24 protein-coding genes are annotated in these 23,405 nt (G+C 64.3%); 9 read left to right on the top strand and 15 right to left on the bottom strand.

Annotation, left to right across the window (positions count from 1 at the left end):
- Position 1 precedes the first annotated feature (1 nt).
- Positions 2-739 carry an NAD(P)/FAD-dependent oxidoreductase gene (locus VJ109_RS14310; RefSeq protein ID WP_324757630.1) on the bottom strand — a complete coding sequence of 246 codons (738 nt, stop codon included), beginning with the start codon at positions 737-739 and terminating at the stop codon, positions 2-4.
- Positions 740-854: 115 nt separating this feature from the next.
- Here VJ109_RS14310 and pan1 point away from each other — a divergent pair, with 115 nt between their 5' ends.
- Together pan1 and VJ109_RS14300 are read left to right on the top strand one after the other, a co-directional pair.
- Positions 855-2,069: a proteasome-activating nucleotidase Pan1 gene (pan1, locus tag VJ109_RS14305; protein WP_324757628.1), complete on the top strand. Its 1,215-nt coding sequence runs from the start codon at positions 855-857 to the stop codon at positions 2,067-2,069.
- 77 nt (positions 2,070-2,146) lie between these two features.
- Entirely contained in the window at positions 2,147-2,779 is a 633-nt protein-coding gene (locus VJ109_RS14300; RefSeq protein ID WP_324757626.1) for a DUF420 domain-containing protein, read from the top strand.
- Between the two features lie 230 nt (positions 2,780-3,009).
- On the opposite strand, the gene VJ109_RS14295 is transcribed toward VJ109_RS14300, so the two are convergent.
- Genes VJ109_RS14295 through VJ109_RS14275 form a run of 5 tightly spaced genes read right to left on the bottom strand, consistent with a single transcriptional unit; the run spans position 3,010 to position 7,085 of the window.
- Positions 3,010-3,750, bottom strand: a complete 741-nt coding sequence (locus VJ109_RS14295; RefSeq protein WP_324757624.1) for an ABC transporter permease — start codon at positions 3,748-3,750, stop codon at positions 3,010-3,012.
- Complete coding sequence (locus VJ109_RS14290; protein ID WP_324757622.1) at positions 3,747-4,691, bottom strand: ABC transporter ATP-binding protein; 945 nt, start codon at positions 4,689-4,691, stop codon at positions 3,747-3,749. Before VJ109_RS14290 ends, VJ109_RS14295 begins: the two co-directional genes overlap by 4 nt.
- 40 nt (positions 4,692-4,731) lie before the next feature.
- Positions 4,732-4,965 carry an Rdx family protein gene (locus tag VJ109_RS14285; RefSeq protein WP_324757621.1) on the bottom strand — a complete coding sequence of 78 codons (234 nt, stop codon included), beginning with the start codon at positions 4,963-4,965 and terminating at the stop codon, positions 4,732-4,734.
- A gap of 39 nt (positions 4,966-5,004) precedes the next feature.
- Positions 5,005-5,694, bottom strand: coding sequence for a DUF7546 family protein (locus VJ109_RS14280; RefSeq protein ID WP_324757620.1), 690 nt, complete (start codon positions 5,692-5,694; stop codon positions 5,005-5,007).
- Complete coding sequence (locus VJ109_RS14275) at positions 5,691-7,085, bottom strand: heme o synthase (protein ID WP_324757619.1); 1,395 nt, start codon at positions 7,083-7,085, stop codon at positions 5,691-5,693. The genes VJ109_RS14280 and VJ109_RS14275 overlap by 4 nt, the downstream gene beginning before the upstream one ends.
- A gap of 106 nt (positions 7,086-7,191) precedes the next feature.
- Between VJ109_RS14275 and coxB the strand changes: the two genes are divergently transcribed.
- Positions 7,192-7,935: a cytochrome c oxidase subunit II gene (gene coxB / locus VJ109_RS14270; protein ID WP_276221827.1), complete on the top strand. Its 744-nt coding sequence runs from the start codon at positions 7,192-7,194 to the stop codon at positions 7,933-7,935.
- A 531-nt stretch (positions 7,936-8,466) separates the two neighbouring features.
- On the opposite strand, the gene VJ109_RS14265 is transcribed toward coxB, so the two are convergent.
- Positions 8,467-9,207: a CAP domain-containing protein gene (locus tag VJ109_RS14265; RefSeq protein WP_324757618.1), complete on the bottom strand. Its 741-nt coding sequence runs from the start codon at positions 9,205-9,207 to the stop codon at positions 8,467-8,469.
- 124 nt (positions 9,208-9,331) lie between these two features.
- Between VJ109_RS14265 and srp19 the strand changes: the two genes are divergently transcribed.
- Genes srp19 through VJ109_RS14250 form a run of 3 tightly spaced genes read left to right on the top strand, consistent with a single transcriptional unit; the run spans position 9,332 to position 10,901 of the window.
- Entirely contained in the window at positions 9,332-9,610 is a 279-nt protein-coding gene (gene srp19, locus VJ109_RS14260; RefSeq protein ID WP_324757617.1) for a signal recognition particle subunit SRP19, read from the top strand.
- Positions 9,607-9,834: an H/ACA ribonucleoprotein complex subunit GAR1 gene (locus VJ109_RS14255; RefSeq protein WP_324757615.1), complete on the top strand. Its 228-nt coding sequence runs from the start codon at positions 9,607-9,609 to the stop codon at positions 9,832-9,834. The genes srp19 and VJ109_RS14255 overlap by 4 nt, the downstream gene beginning before the upstream one ends.
- A 47-nt stretch (positions 9,835-9,881) precedes the next feature.
- Positions 9,882-10,901 carry a presenilin family intramembrane aspartyl protease PSH gene (locus VJ109_RS14250; protein ID WP_324757614.1) on the top strand — a complete coding sequence of 340 codons (1,020 nt, stop codon included), beginning with the start codon at positions 9,882-9,884 and terminating at the stop codon, positions 10,899-10,901.
- Here the strand turns inward: VJ109_RS14250 and VJ109_RS14245 are convergent.
- Together VJ109_RS14245 and VJ109_RS14240 are read right to left on the bottom strand one after the other, a co-directional pair.
- On the bottom strand, positions 10,898-11,905 hold the full coding sequence (locus VJ109_RS14245) for an ornithine cyclodeaminase family protein (RefSeq protein WP_324757612.1): 1,008 nt from the start codon (positions 11,903-11,905) through the stop codon (positions 10,898-10,900). The two genes, VJ109_RS14250 and VJ109_RS14245, sit on opposite strands and share 4 nt — an antisense overlap.
- 66 nt (positions 11,906-11,971) lie before the next feature.
- Positions 11,972-12,196, bottom strand: coding sequence for a DUF8015 family protein (locus VJ109_RS14240; protein ID WP_324757611.1), 225 nt, complete (start codon positions 12,194-12,196; stop codon positions 11,972-11,974).
- Between the two features lie 406 nt (positions 12,197-12,602).
- On the opposite strand from VJ109_RS14240, the gene VJ109_RS14235 reads away from it, so the two are divergent.
- A complete protein-coding gene (locus tag VJ109_RS14235; RefSeq protein ID WP_276221840.1) occupies positions 12,603-12,770 on the top strand; it encodes a DUF7331 family protein in 168 nt (55 codons plus the stop codon).
- Positions 12,771-12,850: 80 nt separating this feature from the next.
- On the opposite strand, the gene VJ109_RS14230 is transcribed toward VJ109_RS14235, so the two are convergent.
- Positions 12,851-13,270, bottom strand: a complete 420-nt coding sequence (locus VJ109_RS14230) for a DUF3054 domain-containing protein (protein ID WP_324757609.1) — start codon at positions 13,268-13,270, stop codon at positions 12,851-12,853.
- 75 nt (positions 13,271-13,345) lie between these two features.
- On the opposite strand from VJ109_RS14230, the gene VJ109_RS14225 reads away from it, so the two are divergent.
- Both VJ109_RS14225 and fen read left to right on the top strand, forming a co-directional pair.
- Entirely contained in the window at positions 13,346-13,864 is a 519-nt protein-coding gene (locus tag VJ109_RS14225) for a GNAT family N-acetyltransferase (RefSeq protein WP_324757608.1), read from the top strand.
- Between the two features lie 60 nt (positions 13,865-13,924).
- On the top strand, positions 13,925-14,905 hold the full coding sequence (gene fen / locus VJ109_RS14220; RefSeq protein WP_324757606.1) for a flap endonuclease-1: 981 nt from the start codon (positions 13,925-13,927) through the stop codon (positions 14,903-14,905).
- 27 nt (positions 14,906-14,932) lie between these two features.
- On the opposite strand, the gene VJ109_RS14215 is transcribed toward fen, so the two are convergent.
- The 5 genes from VJ109_RS14215 to VJ109_RS14195 all read right to left on the bottom strand — a co-directional run bounded on the left by VJ109_RS14215 (position 14,933) and on the right by VJ109_RS14195 (position 23,118).
- A complete protein-coding gene (locus tag VJ109_RS14215; protein WP_324757604.1) occupies positions 14,933-16,564 on the bottom strand; it encodes a methyl-accepting chemotaxis protein in 1,632 nt (543 codons plus the stop codon).
- Positions 16,565-16,686: 122 nt separating this feature from the next.
- Positions 16,687-19,917 carry a GAF domain-containing protein gene (locus tag VJ109_RS14210; protein ID WP_324757602.1) on the bottom strand — a complete coding sequence of 1,077 codons (3,231 nt, stop codon included), beginning with the start codon at positions 19,915-19,917 and terminating at the stop codon, positions 16,687-16,689.
- Positions 19,918-19,990: 73 nt separating this feature from the next.
- Positions 19,991-21,133: an ABC transporter ATP-binding protein gene (locus VJ109_RS14205; RefSeq protein ID WP_324757600.1), complete on the bottom strand. Its 1,143-nt coding sequence runs from the start codon at positions 21,131-21,133 to the stop codon at positions 19,991-19,993.
- A 12-nt stretch (positions 21,134-21,145) separates the two neighbouring features.
- A complete protein-coding gene (locus VJ109_RS14200) occupies positions 21,146-22,054 on the bottom strand; it encodes a carbohydrate ABC transporter permease (protein WP_324757599.1) in 909 nt (302 codons plus the stop codon).
- On the bottom strand, positions 22,051-23,118 hold the full coding sequence (locus VJ109_RS14195) for a carbohydrate ABC transporter permease (protein WP_324757598.1): 1,068 nt from the start codon (positions 23,116-23,118) through the stop codon (positions 22,051-22,053). Before VJ109_RS14195 ends, VJ109_RS14200 begins: the two co-directional genes overlap by 4 nt.
- Positions 23,119-23,405 lie beyond the last annotated feature (287 nt).

Genomic DNA, 23,405 nt, shown 5'->3' with positions numbered 1-23,405 from the left:
CCTACTCGTCGTCCGCGACGCTGGGATGCATCGTCGGCTCGCCGGGCATCGGCTGTTCGAAGTACCGCCGCATGATCTCCAGTGACTCCTGTTCGCGTTGTTGCCGTTCGTCCTCGTCGATCTCCTCACACCCCGGCGGGATCTCGCGCCCGCGGTCGGTGAAGTACCCCTCCGGCGCGGTCCAGTCGTGGTAGAACTCTACGTCCGAGTCCTCGATCAGTGTGAGCCCGACCTGTGCTCCGTGGCCCGCGGCGACAATCGTCTGGTGGTGTTGTTCGGCCAGACGGCCAGCCGCGTAGAGCCCGTCCACGTCCGTCCGTCCACAGTCGTCAACACCGACGAACTCCTTCGAGCCCCGATCGGCGCTCTCGATATCGAGGGCGGCCAGGTAGGAGGGGTCGGACCACGAGGCCGCGACGAGATACTGAGCGTCGTAGGTCTCCTCGTCGGCCAGCGTGACGACGAACCGGCCGTCGTCCCGTTCCACGTCGGTCGCCTCGCCGTCGATGAACCAGACGCCGGCCCGTCGAGCCTGCGCCTGCATCAGTTCCAGCAGGAGACGTGGGTTGATTCCCGCAGGGAACCCCGGGTAGTTCTCCAGGTGTGCGTTCCGTTCGAGGATCGATTCGCCGATCGAGACGATTCGGGTCGAGAGACCGGCACGGGCGGTGAAAATCGCCGCCGAAAGTCCTGCGACGCCGCCGCCGATGACGATAACGTCTTCACGTTCCGAGGACATACGCCGGCGTAGCCACCCGGACAGAAGAAACCTACCGATTTCCCGTCGAGACGACGCTACTGTCCGCTCAACTGACCCGAAGCCTCATAACCGTTCATCTATTATACCGGGCGTAATGACCGACACCGTCGACGATGTCGACTTACCGTACGACGAGAATGCCTCACAACAGAAGAAGATCGAGGCACTGCAGGAACGGCTGGAAGTCCTCGAATCCCAGAACGAGGAGATGCGGGACAAGCTGCTCGACGCGAACGCGGAGAACAACAAGTACCAACAGAAGCTCGAACGGCTCACCCACGAGAACAAGAAGCTCAAACAGTCGCCGCTGTTCGTCGCGACCGTCCAGGAGCTGACCGACGAGGGTGTCATCATCAAACAGCACGGCAACAACCAGGAGGCCCTGACCGAGGTCACCGACGAGATGCGCGAGGACCTCTCGCCGGACGACCGGGTCGCCGTCAACAACTCCCTCTCGATCGTCAAGCAACTCAACGACGAGACGGACGTCCGCGCTCGCGTGATGCAGGTCGACCAGTCGCCGTCGGTCACCTATCAGGACATCGGTGGCATCGAAGAGCAGATGGACGAGGTCCGCGAGACCGTCGAGATGCCCCTGAAGTCCCCGGAGATGTTCGAGGACGTGGGTATCGATCCCCCGAGCGGTGTCCTGTTGCACGGCCCGCCCGGGACCGGGAAGACGATGCTCGCGAAAGCCGTCGCCAACGAGACCGACGCGACGTTCATCAAGATGGCCGGCTCCGAACTCGTCCACAAGTTCATCGGCGAGGGCTCGAAGCTCGTCCGCGACCTCTTCGATCTGGCCCGCCAGGAAGAGCCCGCAGTCGTCTTCATCGACGAGATCGACGCCATCGCCGCCAAACGAACGGAGTCGAAGACCTCCGGCGACGCCGAGGTCCAGCGGACGATGATGCAACTGCTCTCGGAGATGGACGGCTTCGACGACCGTGGCGAGATCCGCATCATCGCCGCCACCAACCGCTTCGATATGCTGGATCGGGCGATCCTCCGGCCCGGCCGCTTCGACCGCCTCATCGAAGTCCCCAAGCCGGACGCCGACGGACGGCGCCAGATCTTCCAGATCCACACCCGCGACATGAACCTCGCCGACGGTGTCGAGTTCGACGAACTCGCCGAGGAGATCGACGAGGCCTCCGGTGCCGACGTCAAGGCGATCTGTACCGAGGCCGGGATGTTCGCGATCCGTGACGGACGCACCGAGGTCCAGATGACGGACTTCTACGACGCCTGGGAGAAAATCCAGCAAGACGAGAGCGAAGAAGAAGACGTCTCGCGAACCTTCGCCTGATCGGACCGTCCCCGATCGTCTACGGGTTTTGCGCTCCGTTCCAGAACACGGAAATCCGTTCGCGCTAAGGGACGGGTATGGCAGTCACGGATCACCTCCGGACGAGCGCCCGCTCGCGCCCCGCCGCGCTCACGGCCGTCGTCTCGATAGTCGGGTACGCACTCGTGTTCGGTGCTTTCGGCGATCTCTTGCCGCTCCCGGACATCTCCAATCAAGCGGTCATCCTCCTGAGCGACGCGATCGCGGTCGTCAACGCCGGCGCGCTGACCGCGATCCTCGTCGGTGTCTACTTCATCAAGAGCGGACAGGTCCAGCGCCACCGGGCTGCGATGCTGACGGCGTTTACCCTCATCCTCGCGTTTCTCGTGATGTACCTGGTGAAGGTCGGCGGTGGCTTCGAGAAGGAGATCCTCGCCGGCGGCGCGGTCTGGACCGCCTACATCGTGATGTTGGCGATCCACATCCTGCTGTCCGCGATCTCTGTCCCGGTCGTGGTCCACGCCGTCGTCTTGGGGCTGACGCATACGCCCGCGGAACTGCGCGAGACCGCGCACGCTCGGGTCGGCCGTATCGCCGCAGCGGCCTGGAGTCTCAGTCTCTTTCTTGGCCTGGTCACCTACGTGATGTTGAACCACGTCTACGGCTGGGTGCCCCGCGGCGGGGAAGCGGCGCTCCTGCTCGTGCTCGCCGGGCCGCTCCGACGGCAGTGAGCGGTCAACCACGGCGACAGCGCTGCCGATCGAAGCCGAGACAGCTTCGCGCGTTCCGGATCGCTGTGTCCCCGAGAAAGACGCTGGCTTCCGTTCTCACCGAACGGACCGGATCAGCCACGGCTCGATAGAGAGTCGGGCTTCGAGTCACCCCGATTAGTTCCACAGAGTGTGACAGCGTCCGTGGTGACAGGTATCTCTCGGGAGAGAGACTATCTTCGACCGGGAGATCAGTCAGTCCGCGGAAGGAGTCCGGCAGCGACGACGAACGCGACGATCGAACAGCCGGTGAGAATTACGAGCGGCACCATCGCGTCACCGCTCCCTGTCGTGGCTGCCCGAACCCCTCGCGAGAAATACGTCAACGGAGAGAGCCACGTCGGGAGCCACCCCGGCAACATCGTCGGGGGAACGAACGTCTCCGAGAGGAACAACAGCGGGAGCGCGATCCCGTTGCTCGCCGAGATGACGCCGTCCTGCGAACTCGCCAGGCTACCGATGGCAGCGCCGATTCCACAGAACAGCCCGACGCCGAGGACCACGAACGGGAGCAACAACGGGGACGGGCGGATCGACGCGCCGGTCACACCGACCATCAGGAACAGCAAGAGCAGGCCAGCCAGACCGATGACGACGACGTTGACGGCCGTCTGTGCCAGCAGCCACTCGGTCCGTGTCAGCGGCGTCGTCGCCAGCTTCTCGAAGCGGTTGCCGTCCCGGTGGCGCGCGACCTCGCTGCCGACCCGGGACAGCGGCGTGAACAACACCACGACCGCGAGATAGCCAGGGACGTAGTAACTCGGCGGTTCGGTGAACAGGCCGCCACCGCCGGGCCGAGTCTGGACGAGGACGCCGAAGATGACGACGATGATGACTGGGAAGAAAAACGTGAAGAAGACGGCCGTTCGCCGCCGCAAGAACGCAAGCGTCGCCGCACGGATCTCCGATCGAAGCCGACCGAGCCGGGTCATGCCGACTCACCCGGGACAGGTTCCGTCGTCCCACGCGCGTCACCACTGTCCGTGACCGTCGTCCCGGTCAGTTCCAGGTAGACGTCTTCGAGATCGGGCTGTTCCCACCTGAGGCTGTCGTAGGCGACACCGGCCGTGTCGAGTTCGTCGACGACGCGACCGATCGACTCCGGCCGGACGCCGTAGAAGACGAGACTCCCGTTCAGGCGGCGCATCCGTGCCGGGTAATCGATCGATGCGACCGCTGCCTCGTCGAAAGTGCCGTCAACGACCAACTGGCTGTCACCGCCGTGGTCCGCGATCAGTTGGTCCGGTGGTCCGACGGTGACGAGACGACCGTCCTCCAACAGCCCGACTCGGTCGGCGAGTCGCTGTGCTTCCTCCATGTAGTGGGTCGTCACGACGATAGTCACACCACGGTCGGCCAGCCCTTCGAGAAGTCCCCACAGCTCCCGTCGACCGGCGGGATCGATCCCGGTCGTGGGTTCGTCGAGGATCAACAGATCGGGATCGTTGACGAGCGTGACCGCGACACAGGTCCGGCGCTGTTGGCCACCCGAGAGGTTCTCGAAGGCCGTGTCGGCGTCGGCTGCGAGGCCAACGTCGTCGAGGACAGCCTCGGTAGATCTGGTCTCGTCGTACAGCCCGGCGTAGTAGCCGACCAGTTCGCGGGCGCTCAGCCGTTCGTGAGGGGTAAACGCCTGTGGTAACAGCCCGATACGGTCCCGATCGACCGTCCGCGGGGACCGCCCGAACAGTTCCACCCGTCCCGTCGCGTCGGTCGTCCCGGTGAGTGCCCGAACCAGCGTCGTCTTGCCGGCCCCGTTCGGTCCGACCAGGGCGAGGACCTCACCGGCACGGACCGACAGCGAGACGCCGTCGACAGCGACGGTCTCGCCGTACCGCCGTCCAACGTCCTCTGCGACCAGTACCTCGTCCATGCTGTCCGGTGCGGTCGCCGCGCCGAAAGCCGTTCCGTTCTCAGAGCGCGTCCCGGACCGCCCGGACGAGGTCGTCGACGTCGTAGTCGCCGTCCTCGTCCTTGTCGTAGACAGGGTCACCGTCGACGCTGACCCGGAACACGCCGTGGTCTCCCATGACCAGTCGGAGTTCGTCGAGTTCCCCCTCCAGACCGTTGAGAATCGCCTTCTGAACGGCCAGTGCGCGGTCACGGAAGCCACACGGAACGCAGTACTCGATAACGACAGTGCTCATGGTCGGTCTCTGAGCCGGCACGAATAAATGGCTGTCCCGTCAGCGGCTCCGGAGCCACCCGAGGATCGTCACGTCGAACCGGTGGACGGCAGAGAGGAGCGCGACCGACATCAGGAACACGACCGTCGAGGCGCCGTACGACTGGAGGGCTGCAGCCTGATAGAGCGTGCTCCCGACGCCGACGACACCGCCGAGGGCGGACGCGACGATCGGAAGGACACAGCTCACACAGGAGAACAGCCCGAGGAAGCCGCCCGCGAGACCGCCGCTGGCGTCGACGACCGTAACGTACACCAGATACGACAGGGCGAGGTAGCCGGCGACCTTCCAGGGGATCAGGACGATCCCGAGGGTCGCGCCGCTGTAGATCAGCGTCGGTGAGAACCCCGGCGGTGCCACCAGCACCGTCCGGAGCCCCGTTCCCTGCCCACCGAGCCCGAAGACGCCGCCGACGTAGCCCAGAAGGAGCGCGTACCCGACAGCGACGGCAGCGGCGATCGCTCGACGTCGGGAAGGGGCTGAGGCCGGCCGGACCTTCAGGACGACCAGCGCGGCGATGTTGATCCAGACGAACGGGAACCCGAGCAACACGGGGTCGGTGGCCGGACCGTCGACCAGTGCGACGTACAGGAAGACGAGCAACAACTCCGCGTTCAACACCACCGCGACCAACAGGAGCGACCGCGGCTCGGGGACAAACCGGCCGAAACCGGAGGCCTGTGTACTCATATGGCTAGCGTGTCGACGACGATAGCCACCAGTACCGCCCCGAGATAGGCGTTCGAGGCGTGGAACGCTCTGAACGCGGCCGCCTCGGTCTGTTCCCGGTGCAGCTGTACCACCGTCCAGAGGAAGACGGCGCCGAGCACGACCGACGTGACCGCGTACAGCGGGCCAAGAACCGTCATGGAACCGAGTATGCCAGCGGCGACGAGCGTCGCACCGAGGTAGTAGACGATGTGTTTTCGCGTCTCGGTCCCACCCCGGACGACCGGCATCATCGGGAACCCGCCCTGCTCGTAGTCGTCCCGGTACGCCAGCGCGAGGTTGTAGAAGTGTGCCGGCGTCCAGAGGAAGATCAGGCCAGCGAGCGCGAGTCCCGGCAGTCCGATCGACCCCTCGACGGCTGCCCAGCCGATCAGGGCCGGCAACGCACCGGCTGCGCCGCCGAGAACGGTGTTTTGGACGGTGTTTGGCTTCAACACGAGCGTGTAGATGACGCTGTAGAACAGGATCGCCGTCAGTCCCAGCGCCGCGACGAGAACGTTGACCTGCCAGAACAGCGCCATCGCCGCCGCCGCGAGTGCGACGCCGAACGCCAGGGCGTTCCGGACAGGGATCTGGTGGGTCGCGACCGGGCGGTCGGCGGTCCGGTCCATCCGTTTGTCGATGTCCCGTTCGAGCACGTGGTTGAACGTCCCCGAGGCGCCGATCGAGAGGACGCCGCCGCCGAGCGTCAGGAGGACCGTCCGGACGGTCAGGGACTCGCCTTCGCCCAGCGCCATCCCAGCCGCGGCCACCAGACACAGGAGCCACATGAGCCTTGGTTTCATCAGCCGGAAGTACGCGAACGCCGTCCCGACGAGACGTTCCTTCGTCGTCAGCTCCTGTGTCGCCGGCTCTTCGGCTGTATCGGTCGGTTCCGGCGCCAGTTCCGGGTCCGAGACGGTCGTCTCGTCCTCGCTCCCGGTCGTTGCTTCGAGGTGCCAGGCCAGTCCCAGGACGAGCGCGACGAACAGTGCCATCCCGGTTCCGAGGTGTGCACCGGGGAGCTGTCCGGCCGCCCCCGAGGTCGCGACGAACGCGCCGAGCGCGACCTGGACGGGGTACAGTGCCAGTCCCAGGAGAACCATCGCCTTCACCCGGCGTCGGGTCCCGGTACGGAGGCCGACAACTGCCGTCGCCAGCACGAGGACGCCGACCACCGCCGCTGTAAGACGGTGCCCCCAGGCGACCAACAGCCCCGGATCGGTCAGCGATAACGACCCTCGACACAGCGGCCAGGTCGAACAGGCCGCGGCTGCGTCGGTGATCGAGGCCGTTCCCCCGGCGACGACCAGCAGGTACACGCCGACCGCACTGGCCGCCAACATTCCGGAGAACGTACGGCTCTCTGCCATTAGTTGGAATTACGACGGGGCGCACTTAGACCATGCGCTTTCGCCGCCGGCCCCCTCGTTGGCGTGAGTCAGCAGTTATTTACATGGACAATCCTAAGCCGGCGATATGACTCGGAAACGCGCAGGTCTGGCCGCCCTGTTCGGGGTCGCGTTGCTCGCGTTGATCGCCGAGCCGGCCGCTGCCCAGACCGCGGACTCGACGACGGAAAACCTCATCTGGGGACTGAACCAGAACCTCCTGTACGTCGCTCTCCCGATCACGGTTCTGGTCGAGGGGATCCTGATCTACACCGTCTGGCGGTTCCGCAACAAGGAGGAACCGCTCCCGACGATGGAGAACCGCCGGCTGGAGATCACCTGGACCGTCGCGACGGCCGTTATCCTGCTGTTCGTCGGCGTGGCCTCGTATCAAGTGATGGCGAGTCCGTACGTCACTGCGGAGGCGGGTAGTGGCGCCGACCTCCCTGAACAGACCGAACACATCGAGGTCCAGGCCTACCGGTACGGCTGGTCGTTCTACTACAACGGGTCGAGCTACCAGAGCGAGGCCGACGTGAACTCGGCGACGACTCTCCGGATGCCTGCCAATCAGGACGTGGTATTACATGTCACTTCCAGGGACTGGCTCCACGCGTTCCACGCGCCCGGGCTCGGACTGAAAGCCGACGCCTTCCCCGGACAGCACAACCGGATCAGGACACACGTGAACAACCCCGGGACCTACCAGCTCTACTGTGCCGAATACTGTGGCTCGGGCCACTCACAGATGCTCGGCGAGATCGTCGTGATGCCACAGGACGAATACGACCAGTGGGTTGCGGACCAACAGAACGGCTCCAGCGGTAGCTGATCCGGCCCGACACGTCCCGTTTTTCACCGCCGAGCGACACGACTCTCCTGACGGAATCGAACCGGCTAGATGTCGTTTCAGTATACAGATGGGAGCCGAGAGTTCGCTGATCAGTACGATCTCGGCCGGGTTGTATCGCTGAGGTGGGGACCGGCTGGACGGTCAGCGGCCACGCACTGATATAGTAGCCATTGAAAACCAATGCACACCCGACCGCACGACTGCAGTGCGATCGGTGTGTAACTCGTTTCAATTGGTAGTATAGTACGCCCACGGCGGTGGACCACATGCTGACCGTCGCTCCGAGACGCCACACCCGATGTCGACGACCGCGATCAGTCCGGAGCGGTCGTCGGAGACCCTGATGACGGTCGACGTTCCGGAACCCGACGACGCCGAGGACGGTCCAGCGCCGCCTCGTGTGACAGCTGGCGATGGTCACGCACACGCGCTTCAAGGAAAGTCGTCTGTACGATGGTCGGAGAGCGGCACTACGAGAGGCGTAGCGATGGCCCGGAGAAGACAGGCCGATCAGCTACAGACGTTGACCGTCGCGTAAACGTTGCCCGTGTTCGTGACCTGGACCCCGATCCCCACGCGGTTCGCGTTCTCCAGGGTCAACCGGTCGCGGTAGATGTCCGAGTTGTTCCAATCCTCGACCAACGCGCGGGCGACCTGCGTGTCGTTGCCGTGGAACCGACGCTGGCCCTTGTCGGTATAGGGCTGTCCGGCGACCGTCTTGCCGATCGCTTCGAATCGGTTGTTGTCCGCAGACTCGATGTAGCCGCCGCCATCCGATCGCATCTCACAGCGCCCATAGAGGTTGTTGTTCCGGTACCGATCGGCGCTTGACTGGCCGTCGATCGTATGGACGACCCGCCCCTCGCGGGCCATGGCTTCACTGTGGCTGCCGGCCATTTGGCGGAGTTGCTCCGACGTGGCACCGCTGGCAGAGAGGTTGTCGAGCCCCGCCGCCTGTCGTTCGGCGTTGATGTACTGGAGGACGTGATCGGTAATGTTCTGTTCGTTGAACGACCGCGTAGGAACGGTCGTATACTGTGCCGTCATGGTCGGCGTCGGCGTTCCGGTCGCTGTCGATGGCATCGCCGTGGGGCTCTCCGTGGGCTCGCTCGTCGGTGCCGGCGTCTCCTCGCCGGGCGAGACGACACCTGATCCGGACGCACCGCCGATTTGCATCCCGATGAGGACACCGATACCGACTGCAGCCAGGAGGACGATGATACCCACCACGAACGCAGCTTTGTTCACCATTCTCCTGCTCTGTTTGACACCATGCATTGTAAGTCTACATACTTTATTTCCGATTCAAACGAGGCGATCCAACAGATCGGTGGCCGTCGGAAAAGCACATAAGGCCCCGGAGATCACACCAAATATGGTCGAAAACGTCATCTGGCCGGCGGCGTTCGACGCCCGGTGCTCCCGGAGCGACGGTCGTCGCGTCTCGCTGGATCTCGCCATCGAGGAGCCGACTGTCGACGAAATAGCGAAGGCAGTCCAGCAAGTCGGGTACGACGCGGTGATCGAACGGGAGAAGTCGTATCCCCGCGAGCACGAGCAACGCGGATACGTCCTGGTCAAGAACGCCGACGACGCCACCAAGAGCGATCTGCTCGGCGCGGTCGCGGCCTACCTCCAGGTCCTCCGGGAATGAGACGCCTCGGTGAGGTGGTCCGGGTCGCACAGGGGCTCGCTGTCGTGCGTTCGCCCGACGACAGCTACGCCGCCCTCGGGACGGAGGTTCTCGACGAACAGCTGACGGTCGTCGGAACCGTCGTGGACGTGTTCGGCCCGGTTGAGCGGCCGTTCGTCGCGGTTTCGCCCACCGAGAAGACCCACGTTCCTGGCCTGGTCGGAACGGCAGTGTACGCCCGCTGACGCGCGGGTTCGTAACCCTCAAATCGAACGCCGACGGAGTACGGCCCATGGATACGCGCTGGCGTGTCGCCGCTGGCTGTGGACTCATCGCCCTCATCTTCCTGTTCGTCCAACTCGGATCGCTGGCACTGGTCGAGCCGTTCAAGTCGGCCGGCTATCAGGCGGTCGAGGACCCGTCGGACCCGGCCAATAGCGTCCTCTACATCGGCGGCATCCTGATCGCGACGGCGGTGATGTTGCTGGCGTTTCGGTACGACGCTGACCAGTTCATCCGCGGACTCATCATCCTCTCGGGCGCGTGGCTGTCGCTGTACGTCTTCCGTGAACTCGTCCCCCCGTTCGTGACCGCAGGCGGGGTCAACGTCCTGGCAGTCGGCTGTTCGGCACTGTTGGGATTGGGCCTGCTGTTCTATCCGGAGTGGTACGTCGTCGACGCCGCGGGGGCCGTGATGGGGGCGGCAGCGGCTGGCCTGTTCGGGATCAGTTTCGGAATCCTTCCGGCACTGGTGTTGTTGACGGTCCTCGCGGTCTACGACGCGATCAGCGTCTACGGGACCGAACACATGCTGACCCTGGCCTCCGGCGTGATGGATCTTAAAGTCCCGGTGGTTCTGGTCATCCCGCTGACGCTGTCGTACTCGTTCCTGGAGGCGTCGACACCCGATCCGACGGCAGACGAGGACAGCGAGGCAGCGACCGACGAGTCCGTCGCCGATGGGACCGAGAGCGACGAGGCTGCCGACGCGGACGACGGGACAGCGCCCCTCGACCGGGACGCGCTGTTCATCGGGCTGGGCGACGCGGTGATTCCGACAGTGTTGGTCGCCAGTGCAGCCTTTTTCGCACCGACAGGTGTCCGAACTGTGCTGGGAATCCCGTTACCGGCGATGACAGCGATGCTCGGGACCTTCGTCGGGCTGGCGATTCTGCTCTGGATGGTACTGAAAGGACGGGCACACGCCGGCCTCCCGTTGTTGAACGGTGGAACGATCGCCGGCTACATCCTCGGTGCCACGGCAGTCGGGATCAGCCTGGTCGAGGCACTCGGACTCGGTCCGTACCTCTAGAGGTCCTGAAACGCGGCGCTGGCGGGCGTGAACTCGATCTCCGTCCCCAGTCCCGCCTCACGGGCGCGGTCGTAGAGTAACTTGCCGGCAGCAACCGTCTCGATAGCTGTTCCCCCGGAATCGAAGACGGTGATGTCGTCGGGTGACGACCTGCCGACGGCGGACCCGGCGACGACATCGCCCAGTTCGGCGTGGACGTGGTCGTCGTCGACGACCCCCGCTTCACGAGCAGCGATGAACGCACCGGCGTCCTGCTGGATGCGAGCCTCGAGATCCGGGACGTAGACTGCGCGTTCGATCGTCGTCGTATCCAGTTCGCGCTTCTCCGGGTGGTACGATCCCATCGCTGTAACGTGCGCTCCGGGGTCGAGCAGGTCGCCGTCGAACACCGGTTCTGACGCGTCAGTGGCAGTGATAACGACATCGGCACCTTCGATCGCCGCGGCGGAACTGGCGACGGCAGCGACGGTCGCGTCGAGTCGCTCGTTCATCTCGGCTGCGAACGCCTCACGGTGTTTGGAGGTCGGCGAGTAGACTTCGACGCGGTCGAAATCCCTGACTGTCGCCGTCGCCAACAGTTGTCCGCGGGCCTGTGAACCGCTTCCGATGACGGCCAGATCCGAGATACCCCGTCGTGCCAGCGCGTCCACGCCGACGGCACCGGCCGCCCCAGTCTTGAGCGGGTTCATCGCGGCGCCGTCGATCACTGCGAGTGGTTCGCCGCTGTCGGCGTCGAAGATCGGGAGCGCGAAGTGGGCGTCACGCTGGCCGAACCCGGCGGCGTACGTGTATCCGCCCATCGCCCCGGTGTCGGGAAGAATCGCCAGATATCCCGTCAACATCCCGGTCGGGTCGTCGTTGAATAGCGTGGTTCGGGGTTCCGCCGGAGCCCCCTCTCCACGTTGGCGGTACCCCTCCCGGACGGCGTCGACGTATGCCGCTGGCGTGGCCAGATCACGGGTCTCCTCGCTCGTCAGAGAGAGCGCGCTGGAGTGAGAAGTCATACAGCGACGTTTGCCCGAGAGTGTCTTAATGCCACGGGACGGAGCAGCGTGGAAGAAATCGGGGAATCAGTCTGCCGACTGAACCGGGTCGGCCGGTGACGGTTCGGGGTCGGTGGGTGTCGGGTCGACGGGCGCACGGATGAACATCGCGTGCCCGATAAGCGCGACGGCCACGACGGACGCCATCGGGATTGCGGTAGTCAACGCGACGCCGGAAATCGTGAGCCCACCGGTGATTCCAGCCATCGCAAGCGGGATGAGACCGAGGATAAGATCGTAGTAACCCGTCATGATAGTGAATTATTCTATGGATCATAGGTATATAACTGTTTCCCATAGGCACTGAATAACATTTCAGGTACCTATGTCGTATACTCCAGAAATTATACCAAGTAGTTCTCTATAACTTATGCAGTGCTTATTCTCCGGAAACCGAATAGAGGGCGTCTCTCGCGGCTACGTTCCGATTACGTTCGGTGATCCATCAGCACGGAAAACCGGATTATCTGAGGTGGGGTACCAGAACAGGCGTTTCGGAGCCACTCCTCGCCGTTTTCAGGTTGTGAAAACGCCACATCCGTTTTACCCGTTCGGCCGTCGTACTGTTTTCCGAGATGATAACTGGGGGAAGAGGCTTATTATGCAGGAAGACCAACCAGAGAATGGAGGGGCCGGAGTCAAGTCCCCCCGCAGACCTATGAGTACGAACGCCACGGACGACACGAGTGAGGCTACTTCCGAGGAGGAGAGCCGCCGGTACGCGGAGCTACACATCGGCGACGAGGAATTCGTCGTCTACGACCGGGAGAACCACCAGGCATGGGTCCAGTCGACAGTGTCGCTGGACGTAGCCGAACTCCGATAATTCTGAACAGTCTGCGGGAGCCAGTGAACTCCGGACTCCCGTGGCCATTCGAGCCGTGACATCCGTCTCCTAGCCGACGCTTATCGACTGAGGAGTAGCGACGCGATCCCACGCCACAGGCAGAGCAGAAACCCGCCGACACCGATCGAGACGAGTGCAAACGTCACGGCCGCGTTCCCGTGGAACACCGCCGTCGCTCGAAGCGCCTGTGCGATCACGACCGCCAGAACCCAGCCGAGAAACGTCCATCCGAGCGCCCCACGGACTGAGTTGATCGACGACTCCGCGTAGAGTCCACTGACGCCGGCGATCAGGACCCATCCTATCAAAAACGGGGCGAGGGTCCCGGCGACCCGACCGAAATCAACGAGGGGATTGAATCCGTGCGTATACTCGCCAGCGGCGACAAACAGGGTGATCGCCAGGATATCGCCGAGGGCCAACATGGCCGTCGTCGTCGAGAGCTCGATACGACGCTCACCGGCCGTCGAGACGCTCATATGCGACGTTCGTGAGCCACGTACTTTTCTCTCCCGTTTCCCAGGATACAAATCACGCGCCGGCGAGTTTCGCGTATGGAGTACGAACTGCTCGGATGGCCCGAGGACGGGCCGACGCTTCGGTTAGACCACGAGCAGTTCGCCTACGCCGGAAAGTTCGTGATGAGTTCGACGGGGAAGGCCGTTTGCCGGGACGAGTCGGTGGTCGGTGCCGCCGCGTTCGACCCGGACCGGACCGATCCGGGGACACTCTGTATCCGCTATGTCACTGTCCGCACGGATCGACAGGGCGCGGGACTCGGAACACAGCTCCTCGCGTTCGTCCGTGAGCGGGCAAGCAACCGGGGATTCGACCGTGTCACGATCGGTGTCAACAACCCCTTCTCCTACCAGGCAGCCTATCGTGCTGGCTTCTGTTTCACCGGGACCGAGCAGGGTTTGGGCGAACTGGAACTCGAATGGCCCGGCGATCGCTGTGTCGACGGCTACCAGGCAGGGCTCGACCTGTTCCGTGAACGCGACCTCTCGGAGGCCGAGGTGGCGTTTCTCCGCGAGAAGACCGGCTCGGACCCGCCGGAACTGGTCGACCGGTGACCGATCGACTGGCACGGCCAGGACGGGGGATTCAAACCGCTGTCACCCGTACCGCCGCCAATGGGAAACGCTGATCTACGGTCGCTTGCAGCCATCGAGGAGGTGTCGTTCGACGAACTGGGTGGGAGTACCGTCGCCGTCGACGCCCACAACTGGCTCTACCGATATCTCACGACGACGGTCAAGTTCACGAGCGATCACAAATACACGACCGAGGACGGGACGGAGGTCGCAAACCTCATCGGCGTCGTCCAGGGACTACCGAAGTTCTTCGAACACGACATCACACCGGTGTTTGTCTTCGACGGCGCGGTGACCGATCTCAAAGACGAGGAGGTCGAGAAACGACGCGAACAGCGCGAACGCTACGAAGACCAGCTCGAAGACGCCCGAGAAAGCGGCGACACGGCCCGGGTCGCGACGCTCGAATCCCGGACTCAGCGACTTACCGACACCATCGTCGGGACGACGCGAGAGCTGCTGGCGCTGCTCGACGTGCCGGTCGTCGACGCACCCGCGGAGGGAGAAGGACAGGCGGCCTACATGGCACGCACCAGTGTGGTCGATTACGCTGGGACAGAGGACTACGACGCCTTGCTGTTCGGTGCCCCCCTGACACTCAGGCAACTCACCTCGAAGGGCGACCCCGAGTTGATGGATCTAGACGCGACGCTGGAGCGCCACGACCTGACCTGGGAGCAACTGGTCGACGCCGCGATCCTGATGGGAACGGACTTCAACGAGGGAATCTCCGGGATCGGCCCGAAGACAGCGATCTCGGAACTGCAGGAACACGGCGACCTCTATGCCGTGCTCGACGCCCGTGAGGAACACATCGAACACGCCGACCGGATCAGGAACCTGTTTCTCGACCCGGCGGTCACCGATGAGTACGACCTCGATCTGGAGATCACACCCGACCTCGACGCCGCCCGGCGGTTCGTAACCGAGGAGTGGGCAGTCGACCCCGACGAGGTCCGGCGCGGGTTCGAGCGTATCGAGGAGTCGGTCGTCCAAACCGGGCTGGACCGCTGGAGCTGAGTCGGCCGTAGCTGCGGGGCCGACGGCTCAGATGTCGCCGACCTCTGCGTCCTCGTCGGCCGCCAGACGGAACTGATCGACCAGTTCGAACAGCTCCTCGCTGGTCGCGTTGAGCTGCTGTGAGCGGTCGGCGACGTGATCGGTGGCGTTTACCTGTTCGTCCAGGCCGGCCGAGATCTGCTGGATCGAGGCGGTGATCTCCTCTGCCAGCGCGGAGCTGTTCTCGACGACGCTCGCGACCTCCTCGGCGTTGTTCGCCTGTTGCTCGACCGCGTTCGTGATCTCGCCGACGCCGGCGCTGGTCTGCTCGACGCGGTCCTGGATCTCGTGGAGACGTGAGCCGATCGTCTCGACCGCGTCGGCGCCGTTCTCGACTTCGGCGTTCGCGTCCCGGATGCTACCGACGACCTCGTCGGTCTGGTCCTGGACTTCGGCGATGATGCTTGCGATGTCGTCGGCCATCGCCTGGGACTCCTCGGCGAGGCTCTTGACCTCGTCGGCGACGACGGCGAACCCGCTGCCGGCCTCGCCGGCGCGTGCGGCCTCGATGTTGGCGTTCAGTGCGAGCATGTTCGTCTGTTCGGCGATGTCGGCGATCATCTCGACGATCTCTCCGACCTCGTCCATCTTGGTCTCCAGAGAGTCGATCTCGGTTGTGACCTCCGCGGTCGCGTCCGTGGCGTTGCGGATCTGTCCGACGGCGGTCTCGACCTCCTCAACTCCGTCACCGGCCAGTTCCTCGGCCTCGGCCGCCCGGGCGTCGATCTGCTGGATGGAGGCGGTGATCTCCTCGATCGAGGCCGAGAGGTCGTCCACGTGCTCGTTTGCCCGCTGGGTCTGGTCGGCCAGGTCCTCCGCCCCCTCGCTGAGTTCGCTCGACGGCGCGTCGATCTGCTGGATGGAGGCGGTCACCTCCTCCGCGGAGGCCGAGAGGTCCTCGCCGGTCGCTGCGAGGGACTCCGACTGGTCGGTCAGTGTCTCGACGATCTCGCGGATGTTATAGACCGCCATCCCGAGGTTGCCGTTCATCGATTCGAACTCCTCGTGGATGGTCCGGATCTCCTCGAACTCGGCGTCGGGCTCAGGGACTGTCGGATCGATCGTCAGGTCGCCCTCGGCGAGGCGTTCGAGTTTCCCCTGGAGGTCCGTCAGGGCCTGCTGTTGGTACGTCTCCAGTTGCTCTTTCCGGCGCTGTTCGCGGCGCTTCTCGGTGATATCGGTCACGACCAACATGGTCCCGGAACAGTCCCCGTCGTCGTCGTACAGCACTGTCACCGTCTGGCTGACCGGGACCTCCGAGTCGTCGACGACGAGCGTTCCGGTCCGGTCCTGGATGTCACGCTCCTCGTCAAGCGCCGTCGAGACGACCGACTCGACCGTGCTTCCCTCGCCGTATAGCTCCTCGGGGTGTCGACCGACGACGTCGGCCTCGGTAACATCGAACAGCGACTGTGCCTGCCTGTTGCTGTGGGTTATCGTCCCGGTCGCGTCGGTGACGAGTGTCGGGTCCGTGAGTCCGTCGAGAATACTCCGGACCAATGCCTCCGCATCGCCGTCACGGTCGTCGGTCCCGGTCTGTTCGGGCGACTGGGCCTCTCCCTGTTCGGAACTCGGTTGATCGACGGCCGACGCCAGTAGCGACCACATACGTGGAGACATTGGTAGTCGGTACCATATCAGCTGTCCCAATCTATCGAGGGGGTCAACACGTCGGAGCCTATCATACGAGGGGCGTGGTTCTCAACGGTGAAAACGACCACACAACGCACCGACTGTACGGCTTACCGCTCCTCTGACGGGACCGGACGGTCCAGCAGCGAGTCGACGACCTTCGCTTCTGCCCGGCGGAGGTGTTCGAGGAAGGTCGGTCCCGAGATATCCATCGACGCCGCTACCTCCTCGGCGGTGCTCTCCCTGGGCCAACTGTAAAAGCCCGCTCGTTTGGCGACTTCGAGCACCTCCCGCTGTCGGTCGGTCAACTCCGAGAGGACCGGTTCCGTAGCGACCGCTTGCTGTTCGCGTTCGCGGCGAGCGAGGAGTTCGGCGCTGGGATACCGGTCGGTGAACATCCGGACGAACTCGCTGATCCCCGCCGAGGTCGGGAACGTGGCCGAGAGGACGGCGTGGTCCTCCTGAATTCGCAGCGTATCGAAGACGCCACCGTGGTCAGCGACCAGCGTCCCGATACAGGGGCCATCGAGCGTGAGTTCGAATCGGAGGGTATCGCCGTCGGCTCCCACCACCCGTGCCCGGTCGATCCCGCGTCGCTCCGCACAGACCGCCTCGAAACGGTCGGGGGTCACGCCGGTTACTGTCCCGTACAGGACAGTTCCATCCGCCGTCGGACGGAGGCGCTTCAGTTCCATTCTCCCCCCGAGTGTCGCCGCGAGCGTAAAGAGGACCCTCGGCTGGCTGTCGAGCCCGAGTGTCAGTTCGACCGCATGGTCGTCCAGCAGCGCGCGCCGTTGCTCGACCGTCGAGAGCGTGTGCGCGACGGTTCGAGCAAACTCTGTGAGCACCGTCTGTGTCTCCGACCCGAAGATGTCGACCTCGTTCGAGTACACCGAGAGCGTTCCGTAGGGGACACCCTCGTATGTCAGGGGCAGACTGGCGACCGACCGGTAGTCACGGGAGAGGGCCTCGCGTTGCCACTCTTCCTCCCGGAGGTGGTTCGCGACCCGGTCGAGGAAGACCGGTTCCCGCTCGGTTGCCGCTCGGACCGTCGGTTCCGGAGCGGCCCCGCCGTCGAGCCCGACCACGTCCAAGTAGCCGCGTTTCGATCCGGCCTCGTACTGTGGGGTCACTGCCGTATCGATCGTCGAGAACTCGCCCACCCAGACGAGGTCGAACCGGTCGCTCTCGACCAGCCCGTCACAGACGATCCGGGAGACCTCCTCGAAGCTGGTCGCCCCGACGAGGGAGGTCCCGATCCGTCGGATTCGATCGTTGATGTCGACGACCTGCCGGAGCCGTCGGTTCTGCTCGCTGAGCTCCCGGTCGCGCTCTCTGAGCCGGTGTTCGCGTTGCATCCGTTCGTAGGCCGCTTCGGCGTTGGCCACGAGGAGGTCGGCCAGTTCGATCGTCCGTTCGTCGTAGACGGCGACCGCGGTCGATCCACAGAGCAAGACGCCGTACTCCCCGATCGGCAACAGCAGCTCGGACCGGATCGGGGTCGCCTCGTCGTGGACGCCCGGCTCCTGGGAGACGTCGTCGTAGACTCTGGGTTCGCCCTTGACGAACACCTCCCAGGCGAGTCCCTCACCCGGTCCGAACACCGGCGGATCACCGACGATATCGCGGGCCGTCTCGGGGACCACCTCGGGACGGAGGGCGTTATCGGCCTCGTCGAACCGGTAGATGCCGACCGCCTCGATGTCGAGGATCTCGTCGGCGGCGTCCGCGACTGCCCGGCTGATCTCCTGATTGCTCTGTGCCGACAACAGCGTACGGCTCACGTCGTGGAGTTCGGTGAGCGTCCGCTCGTACGCTCGCTGCTCGCTGATGTCCCGGGTCACGCCGACCGACCCGCGTAACTCGCCGTCCTCGACGAGCAACGCGATGCGGCTCTGTGCCGGGAGCGTCGAGCCGTCCGCCCGGCAGATACGGACGTTCAACGTGACCACGTCGGGCGAATCACGGGCCAGTTGCTCGTCGATCAGTTCTTCGGCGCGTTCGACGTCGGACTCGGGGAGGATCTTCGAGACGTGTGCGCCGAGTAGCTCCGCCCGGTCGTAGCCCGTGATCTCGACGACCGCTTCGTTGACCATCTCGATGTAACCTTCGCTGTCGAGTTCGTAGATGGCGTCGGCCGCGGTCGCGATCGCTCGCGCGGCGGTTTCGAGTTCGTGTTCGCGCGCTTTCCGCTCGGTGATGTCCTGGATCGTCCCGCGGAGGTATCGGTCGGAGGCTGTGGCTCCCCGTACGCGGACCCACTTCCGTTCGCCGTCGGCCGCTCGAATCTGCGTCTCGATGTCGTAGGACTCGCCGGTCTCGAGTGCGCGTTCGAACCGTTCGACGACGCGATCCCTGTCAGCCGGGTCGTAGGCGTCCTCGACGAACGCACGCGTCGGTTCGAAGGAGTCGTCGACGCCGTATATCCGGCGTGTCCCGTCGGTCCAGGAGATAGTGTCCTCGCGACTGTCGTACTCCCAGGCACCGATAACCGCCAGTTCCTCGATACGGTCGAGAAGGGACTGTCCGCGCCGGAGTTCGACAGCCTGTCGGTGGCGGCTGATCTCGGCGCATACCAAGCGTCCCGCCAGACGAACGAACTGTCGATCTCGCGGTCCGAACTCCGCCTCACGTGGCGTCGAGTCACCGAACCACAGCGCCCCGTGCCAGTCACCGTCGACATCGAGAGCCGTCCCGACATAACAGGCGAGTCCCGAGTCCGCGATAGTGGCCCCGTCTTCCCGATCCGTCGCGTCGAGGTCGCTGTTCGCGACGACGCGGTCTGTCGGCCCCGGCTGACCCGACGCCGCCACCGGATCGGTCCCGACATCCTGTCCCCCGACGGCGGCGACTCCCTCCACCGCCTCGTCCACGTGTCTGGTGACGTACCCGTACGGGAGTCCGAGCCGATCACAGCCCGTCGAAAGGACGGTGCGGAGCCGTTCTGTCAGCGAGTCGTCCGACCCCTCGACAGAGGGCGGGCCGTCGGGGTATCCGGATGCTCTCCTCGGTGCCCCCAGGTCACCGGTCCGTTTCGGACTGTCCTCGGCCGGCGTGTACACCGCCTCGACCCCCGGGACCGCCTCGACGTGGTCCGGAACGTCGCTCCCGACGACGATGCTCCCGACGCCGGCCCGCCGTGCAGCGACGGCCGCGAGTTCGGCCCCGGAGATCGAACCCGTCTCGTACGGGACCAGCAGCCGGTCGACGCCGCCGCTCTCGATCGCATCGAGCGCCGCCTCCGGACCGTCGACGCTGCGGAGACGACACGTCGACAGATCGAGTCCGTGGGCTGTCAGGTCGACCCCACCGACCACCAGTACCGTCTCCTGCCGTGTCATTCGTTCCGCTCACGCGTGCTACCGTATCGGCGGGGAAAAGAATACGGGCGGAAATATCAGCCGTGATAGCGCCTCAGACCGCCGACTCGATCTTCTCGACGGAGCTGAGGTCCCGGTTTTTGACTGCCTCACCGGTGGCAGTATCGAAGAGATGAATCGCCTCCTCGGGGAACCGAACAGTGACGTCTTCGCCCCACTCGACCTGGTGCATCCCGTCGATGGTGGCAGTGAACGTGTCCATCTGGCCGTCCTCGAAGGACAGGTGAACCGTGTTCTCGTTCCCGCGTGGTTCGACGACGTCGACGACCGCGTCGTAGTCGTGTTCGTCGAGTTTCGTGTCGACGATCTCAACGTCTTCGGGGCGTATTCCCAGCGTCAGAGACGTTGTGTCGGGCAAGGCATCGACCGTCTGTTCGCTCAGTTCGTACTCGAAGCGATCGGCCACCAGCGTCGATCCCTGGCGCTCGACGTCGAAGAAGTTCATCGAGGGCTCGCCGATGAAGCCCGCGACGAAGAGGTTGCCGGGCTCGTGGTAACACTCCAGCGGGGTCGCACACTGCTGGAGTTTCCCGTCGTTGAGGATCGCGATGCGGTCGGACATCGTCATCGCTTCCGTCTGGTCGTGGGTCACGTAGACGGTCGTGACGTCCAGTTCCTCCTGGAGGTGCTGAAGCTCGGTCCGCATCTCCGCCCGGAGCTTCGCGTCCAAGTTCGCCAGGGGTTCGTCCATCAGGAATACCTCGGGGTCCCGGACGATCGCCCGCCCCAGCGCGACACGCTGTTGTTGGCCGCCCGAGAGTTCGTTTGGCTTCCGGTCGATGAGATCGTGGATACCCAGGATATCGGTCGCCTCGGTAACCCGGTCATCGATCTCCCCGTCGGGGAGATCCGTCGACTGTTCGAGCCCGAACGCCATGTTCTCCCGAACAGTCATGTGCGGGTACAACGCGTAGGACTGGAACACCATGGCGACACCGCGCCGTGCCGGGGGAAGATCGTTGATGACGTTCCCCTGCAGGCGGATCTCGCCGGAGGTGATGTCCTCCAGGCCGGCGATCATCCGGAGTGTCGTCGATTTCCCGCAACCGGACGGGCCGACGACACAGACGAACTCGCCGTCCTCGATGTCGATCGAAACGTCGTCGACCGCGACGATCTCGCCTTCGTCGTCGTCGTGGAAGATCTTCGTTACGTCGTCGAGTGTGAGATGTGACATTAGTTGGACCTCCTATGATGCGACACCTTTCGCGAACCGATCACCGAAGAAGATGTACACGACCAGCGTCGGGAACGCCGCGACGATCGCCCCGGCCATCGTGAGCGTGAAGTCCTGCTGGACACCGCCGGTCAGCCGAACGAGTCGCTGCGTCGCGACCTGGGTGTTCGGATCGTTCAGCAACACGAGTGCGAACAGCAGGTCGTTGTAGACCTGGGTGAACTGGTAGATGAGCGTCACGGCGAACATCGGATACGACAGCGGGAAGATGATGTTCTTGTAGATGCTGAACGCGCTCGCGCCGTCGAGGCGCGCCGCCTCGATCATCTCGTCGGAGATGGCCTGGTAGTAGCCACGGAACAGCAGGGTACAGATCGGGATTCCGTAGGCGACGTGTGTGATCGTCAGCTGGATCAGCTGTAATCCACCGTTGCCGACCGGGTACTCCCATCCGCTCAGGACAACCCCGACGATTCCCTCGGCGAGGCTCGGGACGACCTGGTACCAGAACGTGCTGATCGGCACCAGGACGGCCTGGTACGGGATGAAGATCCCGGCGATGATCAGGACGACGACGCCGACCTGACCCTTCCAGTCGATGGTCGTCAAGCCGTACGCCGCGAGGCTCCCGAACACGGCCGACAGCACCGTCGCCGGGACGGCCATCAGGATCGAGTTCCAGATCCCGGGCGCGATGGTGTCGATCGCAGTCATCGTCGAGTCCAGCGAGAACTGGCTCGGGGCCGGCGGAAGGTACGGCTCGGTGTTGACGAACGCGTCGGCTTTGAACATCGTCATCACCGCCGCCTCGACCGGAACGAGGTAGAAGACGACGCCAGTCAGCAGGACGGCGTACAGCGCGGTGCGTCTGCTCAGATACTCCTGTATCGAATCGAGCGGGCTTGCGTCCTGTGTACTCATAGTTCACCCCGCTGGTACTCGCTGTACAGATACGGTGCGATCACCAGCAATGCGAGGACGAACAGGACGATCGCGATCGCGGACCCGTAGGCCCACTCGTTGCCGCCCGTGAACGCCTCGCGGTACATCATCGTCGCCAGGATGTCGATGTTCGCCCCTGGCTGGTCACCGCGCAGTGCGTAGATGAAGTCGAACGCCTTCAGTGCGAACACCATCAGCACGACCGACGCCGAGACCGCCGGTGCACGCAGTTGCGGGATGATGACCCGCATGTACATCCGGACCGTCGACGCGCCGTCGACGCGTGCGGCCTCGTAGTGTTCGTCCGGGATCGCACGGAGGCCCGCGAGGAAGACGACCATCGCGTAGCCGCTGAACTGCCACAGCAGTGCGAAGATCACCGCGCCCAGCGCCGTCGTCGACCAAGAGAGCCACTGGATCGTCGTCGCCTGGACCGCCGCCGGTTTCAACAGTGAGATAACTGCCCCTTCGAGGTTCAGTGCCCTGAGGAACGTGTTGAGAACCCCGTTGGAGGCGTTGAACATCCACGCCCACAGCGTCGCTGTGACGACGAACGAGAGGCTCATCGGCAGGAGATAGATCGTCCGGAACGTGTTCTCGAACCGGATGTTCTGGTCGATGAGGATCGCGATGAGCAGTCCCAAGACCAGACAGAGCACCGTGAAGACGACGAGCAACACCAGCGTGTTCTGGGTCGCTTGCCAGAACGTCGGGTCGCCCGCCATCCGCGAGTACATGCTGAAATCGAGCTGGGAGTAGTCCGCGTCGCCCAGTCCACCCCATTCGGTCAACGAGATGATGAGGTTCCAGAAGATCGCACCGTAGACGAACAGTCCGGCCAGAAAGAGCGGTGGAAGCCAGAAGGGGGACGACTCGATGAGTTCCCACTGGACGGGCAGCCGGTTGCGCAGCATGTCCTGTCCCTGTTGTGTCGTCGTTTTCCCACCGTCGGTCGCCACCTGTTTGCCGTTCGGTTCATCGCCCTGTACCACCGACCGGAGCCGCTCTCCGGCGCTTGTGAGTCTGCTGAGTATCTCGCGCATGGTTTGGTTGTGTCAGTCGTGTCTCGCCGCATGTCTCGACTCGCCCGGCCCAACACCGAAAGCCGGTGTATCTAGCGTCGGCGGAGCGGAGCAGGTGTGGGAAACAGCGCAGACGGCCACACAGTCCCCGTTGCCATCCGTGGCCGATCTCGTGCCCGCTGTCCCGTCGAACGACCCGCCGACCGTATTCGGGCGGCCTGCGAGACGTGCGTGAACTGCCCGTTCGTTGCCAGGTTCGGGCGTGACCGCACCGTTGCCATCGCCGTCAGTCCACCAGGGTGCGATCG

Origin of the sequence: Haloarcula montana (genome assembly GCF_035666295.1) — an archaeon.
Taxonomy (GTDB): Archaea; Halobacteriota; Halobacteria; order Halobacteriales; family Haloarculaceae; genus Haloarcula; species Haloarcula montana.
Note: the sequence above shows the minus strand (reverse complement) of the source record. Positions and strands in the feature narration are given on the sequence as shown.